Origin of the sequence: Roseibium sp. MMSF_3544, assembly GCF_030732845.1 — a bacterium.
GTDB lineage: Bacteria > Pseudomonadota > Alphaproteobacteria > Rhizobiales > Stappiaceae > Roseibium.
This window is the reverse complement of record NZ_JASHKA010000006.1, coordinates 1-16,697: the sequence shown is the minus strand read 5'-3', so window position 1 is coordinate 16,697 and position 16,697 is coordinate 1. Positions and strand designations below refer to the sequence as shown.

General features: G+C 58.7%; 15 protein-coding genes. 7 read left to right on the top strand and 8 right to left on the bottom strand.

Annotated features, from left to right (window positions below):
- The first annotated feature begins 88 nt into the window (after positions 1–88).
- From RBB47_RS10255 to RBB47_RS10245, 3 genes are all read left to right on the top strand, one after another.
- On the top strand, positions 89–571 hold the full coding sequence (locus RBB47_RS10255) for a YHS domain-containing (seleno)protein (RefSeq protein ID WP_305985696.1): 483 nt from the start codon (positions 89–91) through the stop codon (positions 569–571).
- 84 nt (positions 572–655) lie between these two features.
- On the top strand, positions 656–1,426 hold the full coding sequence (locus RBB47_RS10250) for a response regulator transcription factor (protein ID WP_305985695.1): 771 nt from the start codon (positions 656–658) through the stop codon (positions 1,424–1,426).
- Positions 1,423–2,631: a cell wall metabolism sensor histidine kinase WalK gene (locus RBB47_RS10245; RefSeq protein WP_305985694.1), complete on the top strand. Its 1,209-nt coding sequence runs from the start codon at positions 1,423–1,425 to the stop codon at positions 2,629–2,631. The genes RBB47_RS10250 and RBB47_RS10245 overlap by 4 nt, the downstream gene beginning before the upstream one ends.
- Positions 2,632–2,764: 133 nt before the next feature.
- On the opposite strand, the gene betC is transcribed toward RBB47_RS10245, so the two are convergent.
- The 4 genes from betC to proX form a co-directional block, all read right to left on the bottom strand.
- On the bottom strand, positions 2,765–4,258 hold the full coding sequence (gene betC, locus RBB47_RS10240; protein WP_305985693.1) for a choline-sulfatase: 1,494 nt from the start codon (positions 4,256–4,258) through the stop codon (positions 2,765–2,767).
- Positions 4,255–5,169, bottom strand: coding sequence for a proline/glycine betaine ABC transporter permease (locus tag RBB47_RS10235; RefSeq protein WP_305985692.1), 915 nt, complete (start codon positions 5,167–5,169; stop codon positions 4,255–4,257). The genes betC and RBB47_RS10235 overlap by 4 nt, the downstream gene beginning before the upstream one ends.
- 28 nt (positions 5,170–5,197) lie before the next feature.
- Positions 5,198–6,217 (bottom strand): glycine betaine/L-proline ABC transporter ATP-binding protein, encoded by a 1,020-nt coding sequence (locus RBB47_RS10230; RefSeq protein ID WP_305985691.1) that lies wholly within the window; start codon positions 6,215–6,217, stop codon positions 5,198–5,200.
- 63 nt (positions 6,218–6,280) lie between these two features.
- On the bottom strand, positions 6,281–7,231 hold the full coding sequence (gene proX / locus RBB47_RS10225) for a glycine betaine/L-proline ABC transporter substrate-binding protein ProX (protein ID WP_305985690.1): 951 nt from the start codon (positions 7,229–7,231) through the stop codon (positions 6,281–6,283).
- Between the two features lie 107 nt (positions 7,232–7,338).
- On the opposite strand from proX, the gene RBB47_RS10220 reads away from it, so the two are divergent.
- A complete protein-coding gene (locus RBB47_RS10220) occupies positions 7,339–8,250 on the top strand; it encodes a LysR substrate-binding domain-containing protein (RefSeq protein ID WP_305985689.1) in 912 nt (303 codons plus the stop codon).
- A gap of 22 nt (positions 8,251–8,272) precedes the next feature.
- On the opposite strand, the gene RBB47_RS10215 is transcribed toward RBB47_RS10220, so the two are convergent.
- The 4 genes from RBB47_RS10215 to RBB47_RS10200 all read right to left on the bottom strand — a co-directional run bounded on the left by RBB47_RS10215 (position 8,273) and on the right by RBB47_RS10200 (position 13,421).
- Positions 8,273–9,853 (bottom strand): trimethylamine methyltransferase family protein, encoded by a 1,581-nt coding sequence (locus RBB47_RS10215; RefSeq protein WP_305985688.1) that lies wholly within the window; start codon positions 9,851–9,853, stop codon positions 8,273–8,275.
- On the bottom strand, positions 9,850–11,220 hold the full coding sequence (locus RBB47_RS10210) for an MmgE/PrpD family protein (RefSeq protein ID WP_305985687.1): 1,371 nt from the start codon (positions 11,218–11,220) through the stop codon (positions 9,850–9,852). The genes RBB47_RS10215 and RBB47_RS10210 overlap by 4 nt, the downstream gene beginning before the upstream one ends.
- The gene (locus RBB47_RS10205; RefSeq protein ID WP_305985686.1) at positions 11,217–12,329 is read right to left on the bottom strand and encodes a zinc-binding dehydrogenase; all 1,113 of its coding nucleotides are present in this window, start codon (positions 12,327–12,329) and stop codon (positions 11,217–11,219) included. Before RBB47_RS10205 ends, RBB47_RS10210 begins: the two co-directional genes overlap by 4 nt.
- Before the next feature lie 87 nt (positions 12,330–12,416).
- A complete protein-coding gene (locus tag RBB47_RS10200) occupies positions 12,417–13,421 on the bottom strand; it encodes a sterol desaturase family protein (protein WP_305985685.1) in 1,005 nt (334 codons plus the stop codon).
- Positions 13,422–13,527: 106 nt separating this feature from the next.
- Between RBB47_RS10200 and RBB47_RS10195 the strand changes: the two genes are divergently transcribed.
- From RBB47_RS10195 to RBB47_RS10185, 3 genes are all read left to right on the top strand, one after another.
- Positions 13,528–14,409, top strand: a complete 882-nt coding sequence (locus tag RBB47_RS10195; RefSeq protein WP_305985684.1) for a LysR family transcriptional regulator — start codon at positions 13,528–13,530, stop codon at positions 14,407–14,409.
- Positions 14,410–14,697: 288 nt separating this feature from the next.
- Positions 14,698–15,519, top strand: a complete 822-nt coding sequence (locus RBB47_RS10190) for a cyclase family protein (RefSeq protein WP_305985683.1) — start codon at positions 14,698–14,700, stop codon at positions 15,517–15,519.
- 63 nt (positions 15,520–15,582) lie between these two features.
- Positions 15,583–16,563: a murein L,D-transpeptidase catalytic domain family protein gene (locus tag RBB47_RS10185; RefSeq protein ID WP_305985682.1), complete on the top strand. Its 981-nt coding sequence runs from the start codon at positions 15,583–15,585 to the stop codon at positions 16,561–16,563.
- Positions 16,564–16,697: the final 134 nt, after the last annotated feature.

Genomic DNA, 16,697 nt, shown 5'->3' with positions numbered 1-16,697 from the left:
TTGCCGCCAAATCGGCTTCATTTAGGGGTCCGTACCCTAGTACTCATCCTTTTGAAATTGTCAAAACACAGACCCGAGGACGTAACCTATGAAGACCTACGGAAAGACTATCGCGGCGGTTTCTATGGCAATGGCCGTGAGCTTTATGGCAAGTCCGGCGCTGGCCGTGGATGAGCACTACCTTGACGGTGGCGCCGTCGTTGGGGGGACAGACGTTGTCGCCTACCACACGGTGGGAGCACCAACGCCGGGTTCACCGGAATTTGCATCCGAATATCAAGGGGCGACCTGGCATTTTGCCTCCGCGGAGAACAAGGCGCTTTTTGATGCCAACCCGGCGAAATATGCACCAGCCTATGGCGGGTGGTGCTCAGCGGGTGCGAGCAAGGGCAAGAAAGTGCCGACCCAGCCCGATCTTTGGGCCATCGTTGATGGTCAGCTTTACCTCAACAGCAGCCCGGCAGCCCATAACAAGCTCTTCCTCGCAGACACCGGCACCGTGATCTCAAAGGGTGAGTCGAACTGGAAAGTGATTTTCGCCACCTCGGCCGAAACGCTTGCCGCACAATAGGGTTTGCCGCGTGCGCCGGCCTCCCCCCTGAGGCCGGCGCGCCTCCAATCAACTCGTAGTCTCCGGATCGTTATTGGACGCACCATGCAAACGAATGCACCTTTCTCCCCGTCCAAGAGCTCATTTGGGGAGACGGGTGGTATCGCTACCAAAGCCAAAATCCTGGTAGTCGAAGACGATGAGAACATTCTCAATCTTCTGAGCGCCTATCTTGAAAGTGCCGGTCATGAAGTGTTCGAGCACCAGGATGGTCTGACGGGCTACAAGGCGGCCCTGACGGATACGTTCGACATCTGCATCTTCGATGTCATGCTGCCGCACAGGTCCGGGACGGACATCGTTGAGGCTATGCGCGCGCAAGGCACCCTGACACCCGTCCTGTTTCTGACAGCGCTGGGTGCGGAAACCAATGTGCTTGACGGCTTTGCTTCGGGTGCAGACGACTATGTCATCAAACCTTTTTCGCCTCGGGAGCTGATCGTCCGCATTCAGGCGATCTTGCGCCGCAGTCAAATGGCAAGTGCAAGTCATGAAGAGGTGTTGGAAGTCGGCCCCCTGAAACTGGATGTCGGGCAGCCAATCTGCAACGTGTCCGGTCAGACAATCGCGCTGACGCCCTACGAGCACAAAATTCTGCGGCGTCTTCTGGAGCAGCCCAGCAGGGTCCTGTCGCGGGGCCAACTGATCGCGCTTCTTTACGGAAACGACGTTGCGGTCGGACCCAAGGCGATCGATGTGCACGTCCATAACCTGCGTACGAAACTTGGTGATGAAACCGGCACGATGATCGAGACGGTGCGTGGATTTGGCTACCGGTTCTCGACCACCGCGAACGCCGGGCACATGATATCGTGAAACACCGCCTGCACCGGGTGCCGTGGCTAACGCTCCAGATGATCGCGGCCAACATCACGATTGTTCTGATGCTGGGAGTTGCCTGGTACTGGCTGTTTATGGGTCAAAGCACGACCTACTCCGATCGCCTCATGTCCACTTTCAACATCGAACCGGGTCAGGTTCACGCCATGTTCGTGGACGAGGTCGAACGTCAACTTTGGACAAGTATCTCGTTTGGACTGGTCTTCGCCGTCGCGGCGTCCATTGGAGTGACACTCCTGATCGTTCGCCCCCTCGGTGTGCTCGCCCGGACGACGGACAGGTTGCGACAGGGCGATTACAGCGTACGCGCGAAAACCCAGTCAGGAGAGGTCGGGAGACTGGCGGATACGGTCAACGCCCTTGCCGCGGCGTTGCAGCAGGAAGAGCAGCGCCGCGCGCGATACCTTGCCGATCTTGGACACGAGCTGCGGACACCCATCACCAGTCTTCGTGGCTACACCGAGGGTCTGGAGGATGGCGTTTTCCAGGCCGACGCGAAATTCTTTTCACTCATGTCGGATGAACTCAATCATTTGACCTCATTGACCCATTCGATCGAAGCCTTGGAGCTCTCACCCGAGGACGAAGACCCGACGTCGCAAGGTGTCGAGGTGCGGTCCATTCTGGAAGACGTTAAGCGCCGTTGGGACACCCAGTTTGGCGCAAAGGGCCTTCAGCTGAGTGTGAGCCTCGATGACGCGCTGATCGAAAGATGGGTTGCCCTGTCGGGAAAATCCTTGCGGCACATCATCGATAACCTGATGTCGAACATGCTGAGATACGCTGATCCGGAACCGGAATGCCGGGTTCAATTTTCCAAGCATGATCCGCAGGGAATTGAAATGATCTTCTCCAACGGCGCCGCAGACTTGCCGCCGCAGGATGTTCCCTTGCTCTTTGATCGCTTCTTTCGCGTTTCTCACAGCCGGACCCGAGGGCGCAACAACCACTCCAGCGGGCTTGGTCTGTCTATCGTAAAGCAGCTGTGCCTTGGAAGTGGGGGCACGGTTCACGCCGAGTTGCGGGACAAAACGTTGAGCATTGTCGTTCGGCTTCCTCTGTTGGAGGCGGCACCAACAAACGGGCAGGCAGTTTCTGTGACGTGCACAGAACTAACCCAAAAGATGCCAGCAATGGATAACACACGCGTCGCCCGGGACAACCGACACGACGTCCAGTGACCATGCACGACAGAGGTTTGTCAGCGGCGCTGCGTTTGTCTGCAATCTGCTCTGGCGTACGGACTCATTTCGTAGAGCATAGCCCTCCAGCCACTGGGGGATTTGCTGCCGCGTTACTGCGCCTCGCCTCAATCTAGATGTAGTCGAACGCCCATTCGTTGTAGCCCTGAACGCCGCGGTACCAGAGCACCTTGTCGGCATCGCTTTCGCCGTGGTTCCAAAGGCGTTTCTGTCCTTTGTTCATGGCGTCGCGCACAACGGCCCGGCGCTTCTGGCTGAGCAGAATGGCTTCGGTCAGCGCCGCTTCATCCCACTTGGTGCTGAGTTCCTTCTGGAAGGAGTCAACAATCTCCTGATGCGATTTTGAGACGGCAAGATTTGTCAGTTCGTTCGGATCGTTCGCAAGGTCGAACAGCATCGTGCCGTCATGGGAGGAATGGATGAACTTGTATGTGCCCCGCCTGATCATGAAGATAGGCACCGGTGTCGCTTCAGCCAGGTACTCGGCATAAACGGCTCTTTGCGGCGGTGGATCGCCCTGGTCGAGAAGGGTCAGAAGGTCAGTCCCTTCCAATGGCTCAACCGGTGCCCCGGCGCCGGCGAGACGATTGAAGGTCGGCAGCAGGTCGACGAGCGACACGAGCTCGCGCACCCGCTGCGCATTCAGACCCGGGGCCTTGACGATCAGGGGAACGCGGAGGGCCTTTTCAAAGAAATGCTTCTTGAACCACATGCCCCGCTCACCCAGCATTTCGCCGTGGTCGGACGTGAACACAATCGCGGTGTTCTCAGCGGTTCCGGTGGCTTCAAGAGCGTCCAGTATTCTTGAGATCAGACTGTCGAGATAACTGATGGAGCCGTAATAGGCCCGAATGGCGCGGTTGACATCCTCGTCCTTGAATCTGATGCCGAGCATCCCGAAGTCCTTCAAAAGGCGGACCGAATGCGGATCATGTTCCTGTTCGCTAAGCGAGGCAACGGCCGGCATCGGGATATCCTTGCCTTCGTAAAGGTCCCAGAACTCCTTCCGGCAAAGATACGGTTCATGCGGGTGCGTATAGGAAACCTGAAGGAAGAACGGCCGCTCATCATCTGAGCGGGCCATGTCGAATATGTGCTGAACCGCCTTGAACGTGACTTCCTCGTCGTAGTCGATCTGCACCGAGCGCTCGCAGATCCCGGCAATGCGCACGGCGCGATCGTCGTTCGTGTCCCGCTTGCCCTCGTTTGCCCAGTTGGGAACCCATGCAAAATCGGCGGGATAGAGATCAGCGGTCAGGCGTTTTTCAAACCCGTGAAACTGGTCCGGTCCGATAAAATGCATCTTTCCGGAAAGCGCGGTCTGATAGCCGGCCACCCTCAGATAGTGGGCATAGGTCGGTATCTCGGCGGAAAACTCGGCGGCATTGTCATAAGCACCCACTGCCGAACAGAGTTGGCCGGTCGCCATGGAAAACCGCGACGGCGCACAAAGCGGAAAATTGCAATAAGCGTTCTCAAAAACCACGCCGGTCTCGGCCAGCCTGTCCAGAGCCGGGGCGTGACAGATATTGTCGCCATAGGCGCGAAGCGCGGATGCGGTCAGCTGGTCAACCTGCAGAAACAGGATATTGGGGGATTTTGTCATTTGCGGACCAGGGTTCTGACGGCCCCGACCGGGCCGGTTTCGTACCATTTCTGATGATTGCGTGCGCGGGAAGACTGTCCGAAGCTTTGCGAAACCCTGTCGATGACGATGGCCAGGAAAACAATGCCGAGACCGCCGACGGTCGCAAGACCCATGTCCAGCCGACCGATGCCGCGAAGCACCATCTGTCCGAGGCCGGTCACGGAGATCATCGACGAGACAACCACCATGGACAGCGCCATCATGATGGTCTGGTTAACGCCAGCCATGATGGTTGGCAGCGCAAGGGGAAGCTCCACCTTGTAAAGCGTCTGACGATTGGACGCGCCGAAGGCCCGGGCCGCCTCGACCATGTCCGGGCGCACCTGCCGGATGCCCAGATTGGTGAGCCGCACGACCGGAGGCAGCGCATAGATAAAGGTCACGATCACGCCGGAGACGTTGCCGATGGAAAACAGCATGACGATGGGCACGAGATAGACAAAGGACGGGATCGTCTGCATCAGGTCCAATATGGGCTGAAGCACCATCCAGAACCTGTTGCGCTTGGCGGCAAGCACGCCGAGCGGAATGCCGATCAGCGAACAGAACACAACACAGGTCAGCACGATCGACAGCGTGGTCATGCTCTCTTCCCAGGCACCCATCAGCCCGATCGCCGTCATGCAGATAGCCGAGATGATCCCGAGCTTGCGGCCACCGGCCTGCCACGCAATCAGGACAATCAGTGCCAGCACCAGAAGATCCGGAGCCTCCGTCAGCCCGTCTTCAAGCGCGGTGAGAACCAGATCGAAGGGGACCTTGATTGCCTGAAAGATGAAGCGGAAATTCGCGACAACCCATTGCAGCGCTGTTTCGACCCAGACACCGACCGGGATCCACTCTTTGTCGAAGATGTTCCAGAGATCCACCGTCGCCTCCCTATCATTCAAAAGGGGTCTAGCCCCGCAGCGCCGTGAGCGCCGCCTTGATTGTGATCAGTCCGACAGGAGCGTTCTCCGGGTTCGTCACCGTTACCGGCGACTGGTCCTCCATGAACTTGTCGATGATCTCCCCGAGCTCCGCGTCGGCGCGCACCTGTTTCGGCGTTCCTTCGCGGCCGTCCAGTGGCTCCATGATCGTTTCGGCACGCACGAGACCGACGCGGCTTATCCCCTTGACGAAGTCTGCGACATAATCGTCGACGGGATTGGTCACGATCTCTTCCGGTGTTCCGATCTGCACGATCTCGCCGTCGTTCATGATGGCGATGTGATCTCCCATCCTGATCGCTTCATCGAGGTCGTGGGTGATGAACAAGGTGGTCTTGTGCATGTGTTCCGACAGGCTGAGAAACTGATCCTGCAGCTGCCGCCGGATGAGTGGGTCGAGCGCGGAAAACGGTTCGTCCATCAAGAGGATTTCCGGGTCTGCTGCAAGGGCGCGCGCCAGCCCCACCCGCTGCTGCATGCCGCCGGACAGCTGGTCCGGATAGTGATCAATCCAGCCGCTGAGTTCCATCGCTCCCAACGCGGTCTCCGCCGACTTGCGGCGCTCCTCCAGGGGAACCCCGCGCACCTCAAGGCCGAAACCGACATTTTCTCCAAGCGTTCTGTGGGGCCACAAGGCCATGTGCTGGAACACCATGCCGATGGTTTCCGCGCGAAGCTGCCTGAGCGCGTCTTCGCCCATCGTGTCGACCCGTTTTCCTGCCACATGGATTTCACCGGCCGTCGGTTCGATCAGGCGGTTCACGTGCCGCACCAGGGTGGATTTTCCCGATCCGGACAGCCCCATGATGCAGAAGATTTCGCCCTTCTTGACGGAGAAACTCGCGTTGCGCACACCCAGGACACAGCCGTAGCGGTCGCGAACTTCGTCCTTTGTCAGGCCTTCGGAAAGGACAGCCTTCATGGCTTCGTCGGAGCGCTTGCCGTAGATCTTCCAAAGGTCCCGGCATTCGATCTGCGCATCGCTCATGACATGTTCCCTTTGAGAAAAACAGGCGCGGTCAAGACCGCGCCCTGAAGGTGGGGAGGGATGTCAGTTTGCCTTGGCTGCTTCCGCAACCCAGCCGTCGAAATCCGCCTGATTGGCCTTGACCCAATCTTCGGCGTGGCGGCGGAAGTCCTCGAGCGTATTCTCGCCATCGCGCAGCTTGACCTGGGCGGCGTTCACCGCTGCGATCGGGATCTCCACCAACTCGAAGAACTTCGCCGCGGCCGGGTTGTCTTCAAGAAAGTCGTTGTTTGCGACGATGTAGACATCGTTGACGGCAAAGCCGGCATCAAAGTCGCCGTCGGACGGAACGCCGATCTGCACCACGTCGTTACCCGGCACCAGAACGTCACTGATCCAGTTGGGGGTCCAGGTGTAGTAAAGAATGGAACCGCCTTCATTGTAGCGCGTGATCGTATCCGCCATGATCGCGAAATAGCTGCCCTGGTCATGCTGGACTGTGTCGCGCAGTTCATAGTCGTCCAGATGCTTCTCGATCGCCAGCTCGCAGCCCCATCCCGGATTACATCCCGAGAGGTTGGCGCGCCCGTCGCCGTCACTGTCGAAGATGGCGCTGACGGCGGGATCGCTCAGCTGACCGATGTCCTTGATGCCGTGTTCTTCGGCTGTCTTTTTGTCGATGAAGTAGCCTTGTCCGGCGCCGGTGATCGAGGCATTTACGCGTGTCATCACGCCTTCGCCGCCGGATTTGTCAAAGAAATCGTTGTGCAGGGGTCTCCAGTGATTGAACGTGTAATCCGCATCCCCTGAAGCGACCGCCAGGTGAACGGCAGGAAAGTCCGCTTCCAGCGTTTCCTGAACATCGTAGCCGAGCGCTTCAAGGCCGAGCTGGACCACCATGTGCTGGAACCAGGCATTTGCCGGCGACCCCTTGATCGGCGACACCGATATGCCCTTGCCGGGCATTTCCTGTGCTGTAGCCGGAACGGCTGACACCAAAACCGCTGCAAGAACCAAGTGTGACAGCTGTCTCATATTCTCCTCCCAAACATGCGACCAAACCCTTCTCTGCCTGCATGTTCGGCCGATGCGATTGGTTTGTGAAGTTCCAAAATTCGGTTCAATCTGTTAACTTGTGTGTTATGGGAAACTTGCGCAAAACTCTGACAAAGTTGCCGCATCTCATCACATTTGAGGCAGTTTGCAGAAACGAAAATTTTACACGAGCAGCTGAAGCACTCGGCGTTACCCGGGTCTCCGTGAGCCGGCAAATCGGGGAACTGGAAGAGCTCCTGGGCGTGCGCCTGTTTCATCGCGGCCACCGGAAAGTTCTCCTGACTCAGTCAGGGCGCATGCTCGAGGCGGAAGTCTGCCCTGCCCTGCACCAGATCGCCGGCGCGCTCAACAATGTGTCGGCTGTTTCGGGCCGCACACGTTTGACGGTCACCACGACCTCGGCCTTTTCCACCTACTGGCTCATGCCGCGGCTGGTGAACTTCAACAACCTTCACCCCGAAATTGAACTGAACCTCGTCGTCTCCGACCGCATGCTCGATCTTGCGGCAGAAGGGGTGGATGTCGCTGTCCGCTATGCCAGGACACCGCCTCCCTGGGATAATGTGACGAGACTACTGCAGGAGAGGATCTTTCCGGTCGTCAGTCCGAAATACGTGGCGCGCACGGCGCTTGCGACACCACAGGACCTGTTGAGCGAGAACCTGCTTCATTTGTCCGGCATCTATCGCCCGGGAGCGCGCTGGCCCAACTGGTTTCGCTTGAACGGTCTGAACGCGCCGCCTGAGGCAAGCGGCGTGGTGATGAACACTTATATCAACATGCTGCAGGCCGCGATTGCCGGCCAGGGCGTCGCATTGGCCGGGTATCCACTTGTCGACACATACCTGGCCGATGGGTCGCTCAGAAAGCTGGACGGATTTCTCGAACACGAACGGGATTTTTTCTACCTGATCGACACAACCAAAAACCGGAAAGATGCTCGGGTTTTCTGCGACTGGATTCTTGCCGAAACGAACAAGGACTCCGCCCGCGACTAGGGTACGAACGTCCGGAGACCGACTACGCGCCGACGCTGTCTGCGCCGGAACACAGCTCCTGCCGATGCGCCGGCCAATGCCTGGCCAATTCCGGAAAGCGGTCGACGATGCGACCTGCGGTTTCAACACCAAAGACAGGCGCTCGCGATTCAGAAAGGATCGCATCGGTTCTGGCGCGCGCAGCCGCCACAAGCGAAGGCGCCCCTGCCTCCGCCCAGGCTTGTGGCGTCGCCCGGTCGGAAAGCGCGGGGTAGTAATAGTCGCTCTGCATTCGACCGAGGGTCTGCCCACTGCCGAGAAAGTGGCCGGGCCCGTTGATGCAGACATCGCGTATCACGTCGAATGCCAGTGCATCATCATTGATTTCAAACCCGCGCGTTGCGCGCAGAACCGAGCCGATGAGGTCGTTGTCGAGGACGAAACTCTCCTTGCTGGCCGCCAGGAGAGAGCCGTACATGCCGGCAGCCTCATAGATCAGGTTGGCACCTGCAAGAGCGCTGAGCAGCTCGGTAATGCCTTTCTCATAGCCAGCTTGGAAGTCCGGAAGCTTGGAGTCGGTCATCCCGGCGCTGACGGCGCACGGAATGCCGTAATGCTGTGCCATCTGGGCGCATGCGGCCATCAGAACACCCTGTTCCGCACTGCCGCCCGACATGGCCCCCGTGCGCAAGTCGCTGACAAAGGGAAGAGCCCCGAAGAGCGCCGGATGTCCCGGGTTCAGCAAGTTCACATAAACCAGCCCGGCCAGGACTTCCGCAGTCTGCTGAGCGACCGCACCGGCAAGCGGAGCGGGACTTGTCGCTCCGGCCTGACCAGCCGCGACAAGTTTCAGCGGCGTTCCCGTGTCGGCCGCACATTCTATGATGCTGAGGGCTTCTTCGGCAAAGGTCAGCGGCGGCACGACGAAGCAGGTGGAAACGCAACAGAAAGGACGTGCGCGCCAGGCAGCTTCCCCACCTGCAATCATGTGGAACATCTCAATCGCTGCCCGCATTGTTTCTGCGGAGCTGAAAGATGTGCCGATCGGCTTGGCAGTGCCGGCTGCACAGGCATAGGCCGTGTTTAGCTCCATTGCGTGCGGGTCCTCGATATCACGGGCCACGACGGTGCGTTGAAACATGTGAATGTTGGGAAGTGCCTCTGCCAGGCGCGCCATGTCTTGCAGATCTTCCAACGTGCTGTTTCGCACATCACCGGTTTCGCTATCGATGACATGGACCGCAGCACCTGACGTTCCGAGGTGAATTCGGGTTCCGCTTGGATCAAGGTCATACTCGGGCCGCTGGCCATGGAGCCTGAACCCCCGTCCCGCGATCTGAAGCCCCTGTTCCACCAGACTTTCAGGAAACAAGAGCCGTCCGTCGTCGGACACTGATCCACCTGCGGCGCAAACGGTCTCGATGCAGCGCTCTGAAGCGTTGGCCAATCCGATTTCGGCCAGAATGCGCAAGGACGTCCTGTGGATTGCCGCGATGCCGTCGTCAGGGATGGGGCGGTATTGCCCGCCATCGATACCTGGCCAGATTGACGTGGTCGGTCCTGACCCCGCGCCACCCTCACGCGCAGCCCGGCGCGCGGCGCGCCCTCCCCTTGCTCTGCTCATTGCATTGATCCTTGCTCGAAAAAGAGAGAATGAACGTTGTCTTCCTGCAACCAGTTTCGAAGCTTTCTGGTCCAAAGACGTTTGCATGCCTGCGCCTCGGAGACAGGCCCGGTATTGCTTTCGAACTTGCTCAAGATCTGCCGCTCATCCATCGGAAACTGGGGGGAACCTGTTGGAAACGAACATGTTTCCTCAAGACGTTGTCCGTTTGATCCGACAACGATCATGCGATCCGGATCTTCCTCGCTATAGTTCACCTCTGGCTTGACCGGCTTGAACGGGTGGACTTCGGTAACTGCCATCAGTTTTTTGATATCAGGCTGCTCCCAGGCGCGCGTTTCAAGGTCGGTAAGATCGAGACCTGCCTTCGAGAGCCCTATCGCTGCGACAAAAGGCAAGCTGAACAAGGCTTCGGACCTGTCACAAGGTGATCCGAAAGGAAGCACCGCCGCGTGGAAATCCGGCAGATGCAGCTCTATCCGTTCAATTCGACCTGAACCGACGCGATCGCGCATCCGAAGCGCGCACGTCATGATCCGGTGGGTGTAGCCGCAACTTGGCCAGGGTTTCATGACTAGGCCGTGCTCCGCGAGCGCATAAGTGCCGCCAAGCTTCGCAAGCGCGGCAGAAAGACGGCTGGTGTTCAACCCGCCCATGAGCGCGGCCGCACCACGAGAATGGTCCAGCACGTCAGGCTGGCCCGTCAAACCTGCCGATGCCAGAAAGGCTGCCTCGACACCCGATCGCGCCGCAAAGCCAGCCTGTAGAGGTTTCGCATTCGACCCGAATTGACAGGTGAAGCCGCTCGCCGCACTGACTGCGAAAGACAACGCGTTGACCGTCTGCTCGACACTCAGCCCCAGGACGCGGGCACAGGCTGCGGCGGCACCCGGTGCTCCAAGCGTTGCGGTCGTATGCCAGCCCGCGTCGTAGTGATCGAAATTCAAGGCTTCGCCAAGCCGGGCGATAACCTCAAACCCTGCCAGGTAAGCACGCGCCAAATCCTCTCCGCGAACCTCCTTGCCGATGACAGCAAGAAGAGCGGGCAGCAACACGACGGTGGGATGCGTATTACCGGGGATCTCCCAGTCGTCGAAGTCTAGCGCATGGCCGGCAACGGCATTCAGAAAGGCCGCCTGCGGTCGTGATGCGCACAGGTCCGTTCCGATCACTTTCGCCGCCCCTGCGGCCTCCATAGCCGTGGCAGCTTTGCGCGAACGTCCCGCCACGTCGGATCGGGCGCCGGCATGAATGCAGCCAAGCGTATCGATCACACCTGAACGCAGAATAGCCAGCGTCCGTGGATCCGCGTCCAACGGATCGTCGACGACAAAGCGGGCCAGACGGACGAGCGCATCGTCGCTCATGAAGCGGCCCCCTCAAAAAGGATCACCCCACGGCCCGTGGAACCTGAAAGCATGTCGTCTACCGCCTGGTTGATGTCGGCTAGCCGGTAGCGTTTCCCGATCAGCTGGTCGATAGGAAGCCTTCCGTCCAGGTAGTGCTGAGCGTAAGTCCGAAAATCACGGGTCGTACAGGCCGAGCCGAACATGGACCCGGTGACATTGATTTCGGATCGGGTGATCCCGGTAGAGGGAAGATCAATCGTTGCGTCGTTGGAATCCAGTCCGACAAAGGTCACTTGCCCGCCGGGGCAACAGTAATCGATAGCCGCTCTTTGCAGCGTTCGCTTCCCGACGGCTTCGAAGACGTGATCCACACCATGAGGTATCAACTCCAGGATCTGCGCACGCAGGTCGTCCCCGGCCAGGAGGAAGTCCGTCGCGCCGAGTTCTCTTGCCTTGGCTTCCGCGCCGGGAGAGGCATCTATCGCCATGATCCGGGCCGCTCCTGCCAGCCGGGCGCCCATGATGATCGATAGGCCAACCCCTCCGGCACCGATCACGGCCACGGTCTCTCCGGGCGCGACCTTGGACCGGTTCAGCGCCGCACCAACACCCGTTGTGACCGCGCAGCCGAGGAGCGCGGCGATTTCAAACGGAACAGCCTTGTCAATGACGACGCAGCTTTCCTGCGGAATGACCGCGAGATCGGCCCAACAGGCCAACATCGAAAGATGGCGCACCCTTTGTTTGCCGTTCGACAAACGGCATGTGCCGTCCATCATCGTTCCGTTCCAGAGCGGGGTCTTGTAGGTCTGGCAGAGATGGGTTTTCTCTTTTGAGCAGAAGAAGCAGTCGCCGCAAAAAGGTATCCAGCTCAGGACGACATGATCGCCGACCGAGATCCCGGTGACACCGTCGCCCAGACCAATGACTTCACCGGCCCCTTCATGCCCAAGCACGACAGGAAGCGCATGCTCCGCCTGCCCCGTCATCACGTGATAGTCGGAGTGGCAGACACCTGCAGCACCCATCCGGACAAGAACTTCGCCGGGGCCCGGAGGATCAAGGTCGAGCGCCTCGACTTCCAACGCCGATCCTGTTTCATAAAGAACGGCAGCCATCGCTTTCATGACTTGCTCCTTCTTCCGAAAAACGGGGGGACGCGGGCCGCAGCCAGGATCACGGGCCCACAGGGAAACCGGCGCGGGCAGATCATGTCAGATCATCTTCCTGCGCTTGCGCTCGCGTATCCTGTCAGTAGCTGCAGGCGTTCCGTTGTGAAACGAACCGAAAACCGTATCCCAGGGCACTTCGGCGGTTCCGTAATTGCATTCGAAATAGCGGTGATGCAGCTGATGGAAAAAATCACCGAGCACCATCCGGTTTCGCGAGCCCAGGAAGAGTTTCTCAAAACCCGCATGCGATACCGCCGGATTGAGCGCAAGATTGTAGAGGTGGCAGATCACGTGCACCGGATCGGACGGCACCACCAGATGGATCAGGACGGATGAGAAATAGAACACGTGCTCGACAGGGTGCATCGACAGTCCCGACCAGGGCCCGACATTGATATTGCGGTGATGCAGGCTGTGAACCCGGCGATACAGCGGCGGCCAGTGCAGGAACCGGTGCACCCAGTAAAAGTGGAAGGACGCCCACAAGGGGATCAGCAGGAACCAGAGAACTGACCAGACGGGCGCCTCGAGAAGTCCGAGAACGGGAGCAAATCCGTTCGCGGCCAGCCAGAAATACCCGACCTCGTAGAGTGTCCAGACCGTGACCCCGGAAGCGAGCGACCAGAACATGTTGTCGAACACCTGATTGCGGAAGGTGAAGTGACCGTTGTTCCGGGCCATGCCGCGCGCGTCGAACTTCAAGTGTGTTTGCTGACATTGCAGCTTCCACAGCCAGAGATGAAGTGAACCCGCAACCAGGACAAGGAGGACGAGATTGCGCATCCAGATCGTCAGGACCCAGCCGGGCGCAAGGCTCTGCATTACCTCCCATGTGGGCTGCGTCAGGAACCAGACACAAAATGCCAAAGCCAGTTCGAGCACGGTTGACGAGATCGCAAGCCAGTACCCGGAGAGCCATTTCAGGGCGGCCAAGGGCCGGGGTGGCCAGGCAAAGACCGGGCTGACCGGAATGGGCAAGGCCGGGTTCCAGTTCCATTCCCTGGCTTCACCGGGCGCGACCGGCGCATCCTTAACGTGATCAGACATCACCCACCCATCGTGGAATGTGTTGCTTCTGCCTCAAATCTAATTTTGTTTTGTTCTCAACGGAACGCGCAAAAAGCGTATAGTCAGCATTCCTTGAGGGAATGAAATGCAGGGATTGAACTGGAAGCTGCTCACGGCATTCGAGGCCGCTGCTCGGCATCGAAACTTCACGCGAGCGGCGCAGGAACTCAATGTGCAGCAGCCGGCGATAAGCCGCCGTGTCGCTGCACTTGAAAACCAGCTGGGCACGAGGCTTCTGCTGCGCTCCAGGCCCCGTGCCACGCTCACACCCGAGGGTGAAATCCTGTTTCGCGCCATATCGGGCGGCATATTCCAAGTTGGAAATGCGATCGAGCAGGTTCGCGCAAGGCCGGAGCAGCACGTCGTTACGGTCAACACGACGATCGGATTTGCGAGTTGTTACCTGATGAAACGGCTCCCGGTCTTTCGAGCCGCAAATTCGGACGTTTCCATCGAGCTTGTTTCCCGCGACCAGAACGACGCCTACGCGTCCGAAGCTTCGGATATCGTAATTGTTTTCGATCATCCCGAGCGTCTTCCCGGAACACATCACAAACGCATTTTCAGCGAGACGCTGGTTGCCGCAGCAAGGCCGGATGTGGCCGCTGGCGCGGGTGGCGAGCCGGAGGATCTGATGCAACAGAACCTTCTGCACCTGACAATGGGTATTCATCGCAACGACTGGCAGACTTTCCTGGCAGGCACCGGCCTGACGCCGGCGCATCCCTCCTCCGGCAGCAAATTTACAAGCTTTACTGTCTATCTCCAGGCGGCGCTCAACGGTGACGGTGTCATGCTTGGATGGGAAACTCTGCTTGATGACCAGTTCGAACTCGGACTGTTGACACCTGTTACGGAGCGACGCGTGTCGACTGATCGCGGGTATTTCGCCTGCCTGACTGCCCGGGCACAGTCCAATCCCTCCGCTGCATCGGTGTTTGAATGGCTTGGGCAGTTGGAACAATAAAAGAAGTAGCCTTCAAAGGACTTTTGCATCCTCGAACCCGCGTTGGGCACGAGGCACCGGGTGCGCCCCAGCGTGCGTCCGGCAATCTGCCTTTAACTGAAAATGAAAACGACCTCTGACCAGAGTTGAGAGCCGGTCTCGACCTCGGAGACCAAGCCCCGGTCGCGCGGGGAGCGGAAGTTGCGGCCAGTCTTGTTACAAGGTAACGTCTTCGCATCAAACGTTCCTTTGGATTTTATCTGGCTGGTGGCGATCACCAGTTTCTTTCGCAATTCGGGGAGGTCTCATATGTGTCATCCAATTATCATGGACTACGTCAAGGGAAAGGCGCTCAGCCGCCGCGACTTCTTTCGCGGTTCGGCGGCAGCCGGTGCGGCGATTGTCGCCACGACGGCGATTGCGCCGCGACCTGCGCTTGCACAGGCTGCAAATCAGGTCATCGACCTGACCCACACCCTGACACACGACTTTCCGACCTATTTCGGCGAACAACAGTTCTTCGACGAAGATGTGTTCACCTATGCAAAGAACAGCTTCAACTTGAAGAACCTGCGGGTAAACGAACATACGGGAACCCACATTGACGCCCCCCTGCATTTCACCGATGGCGGAGCCGGGATTGACGAGGTTCCGGTCGAAAGCCTGGTCTGCCCCCTTGCGGTGGTCGACATTCGGGAAAAGGCAGATGCCGATCCGGATGCACAGGTAACGCCAGACGATCTGAAGGCCTGGATCGCCGCCAATGGCCCAATTCCGCAGGGAGCTTGTGTCGCCCAGAACGCGGGCTGGCAAAAACGGCTGGGTTCTCCGGATTTCCGCAATGCCGACGATGCCGGAAAAATGCACTTTCCGGGGTTCCACGTTGAAGCAGTGAAGATGCTATTGGAAGAGGCTGAAGTCGCAGGCATCGGTGTCGATACGCTTTCCATCGATTATGGCCTCTCGGCAGATTTTGCGACCCACTACACATGGCTGCCGGCGAACCGCTGGGCGCTGGAAAACATGGCCAATCTGGACCAGTTGCCTGCGACCGGCGCCACTTTGATTGTTGGCGCCCCCAAGCATAAGGGCGGTACGGGAGGACCGTGTCGCCTGATGGCATTGATTTAACAAACACAGGTTAGGATTCAGTCCCACGAGTGACGCTGATTCGGTTTGGAGGAGACTTGACCGTTGCGGATTGTTTGGCCTCATCTGACACTTGCCATCGCTTTCACCGTTGCCACGCTGGCGGCGGTGCCGGCGGTTTCGGCTCAGCAAAGTTCAAAAATTCCCGCCTGGCTGCAAAAACACGTGGGCACGGCCGATGGGCAGATTGCTCCAATCGTCCTTCAGAGGGCGCGTGCGCTCTACGAGCGTAAACGTCGCCAGGGCAAGGTGCGAAATCCCTGCTACTTCGCCATGGACGCGACGCGCCCGAGCACGTCGCGAAGCGGCAAGCCCGGGCGCCGGTTTTACACCATCTGCGAGAACCGAAAGTCATTTCGCGCAGTTTCGTCAGGCTACGGCAATGGGCGAAAACTGCAGCGTGCAAACTTCTCGAATGGGCGCCAATGCGCCAGAAACTTCAGCAATGCGGAAGGGTCGAAGCTGACCGCTGGCGGATCCTACGTAACAGCTGAAACAAGGACATCCTTCAAGGGGTATTATCGCAGCGCTGGAAAGAGGCAAGCCTTTCACCGCACGTTCCTGCTGTTTGACGGAGAAGGCGAAACCTCAAATGCCAGAGAGCGGGACATCGGCGGTCACCAGGCCGTCTTCCTGAGATGGCAATGCCGGTTCAAAAACCCTAAAAGCCCCCATGCCGACAAGGAGGGGTATGTCCCTTTCGGAAAGCTGGTGAACTATACGGGCGGCCGCAGCAACGGCTGCACCACCTGGTCACCATCTGTATCCAGAGAGATCCTGTCACTGGTGAAAGGAAGACCGACGACGCTCTATATTTACCCCGAAGGACGCGACATCAATGCCGTCGCAAAAGCGGTGAAGAGCGGAAAGTCCCTCTCCAGTGCCGGTCTCTACTGGAACGCCACATGCCTCAAGTCCATTGGCGCTCCCAAATTCTGGCCGAAGAGACAGCTGCAGCCGATCATCAACGCATGGCGCCGTTCCCTGCCAAAGCAACCGCCGCTGGAACTGCCGATCTGCAAGTGAGCTTGGCTGAATTGCGGAATTGTCGTCCCGGTTTGCCCGAAACAATGCCGGTTGGACGTTAGGGTACGGACCCATAAATGAAGCCGATTTGGCGGCATAAATGGCGAAATCACGCAAGGAAGCGTGTGAAGAGC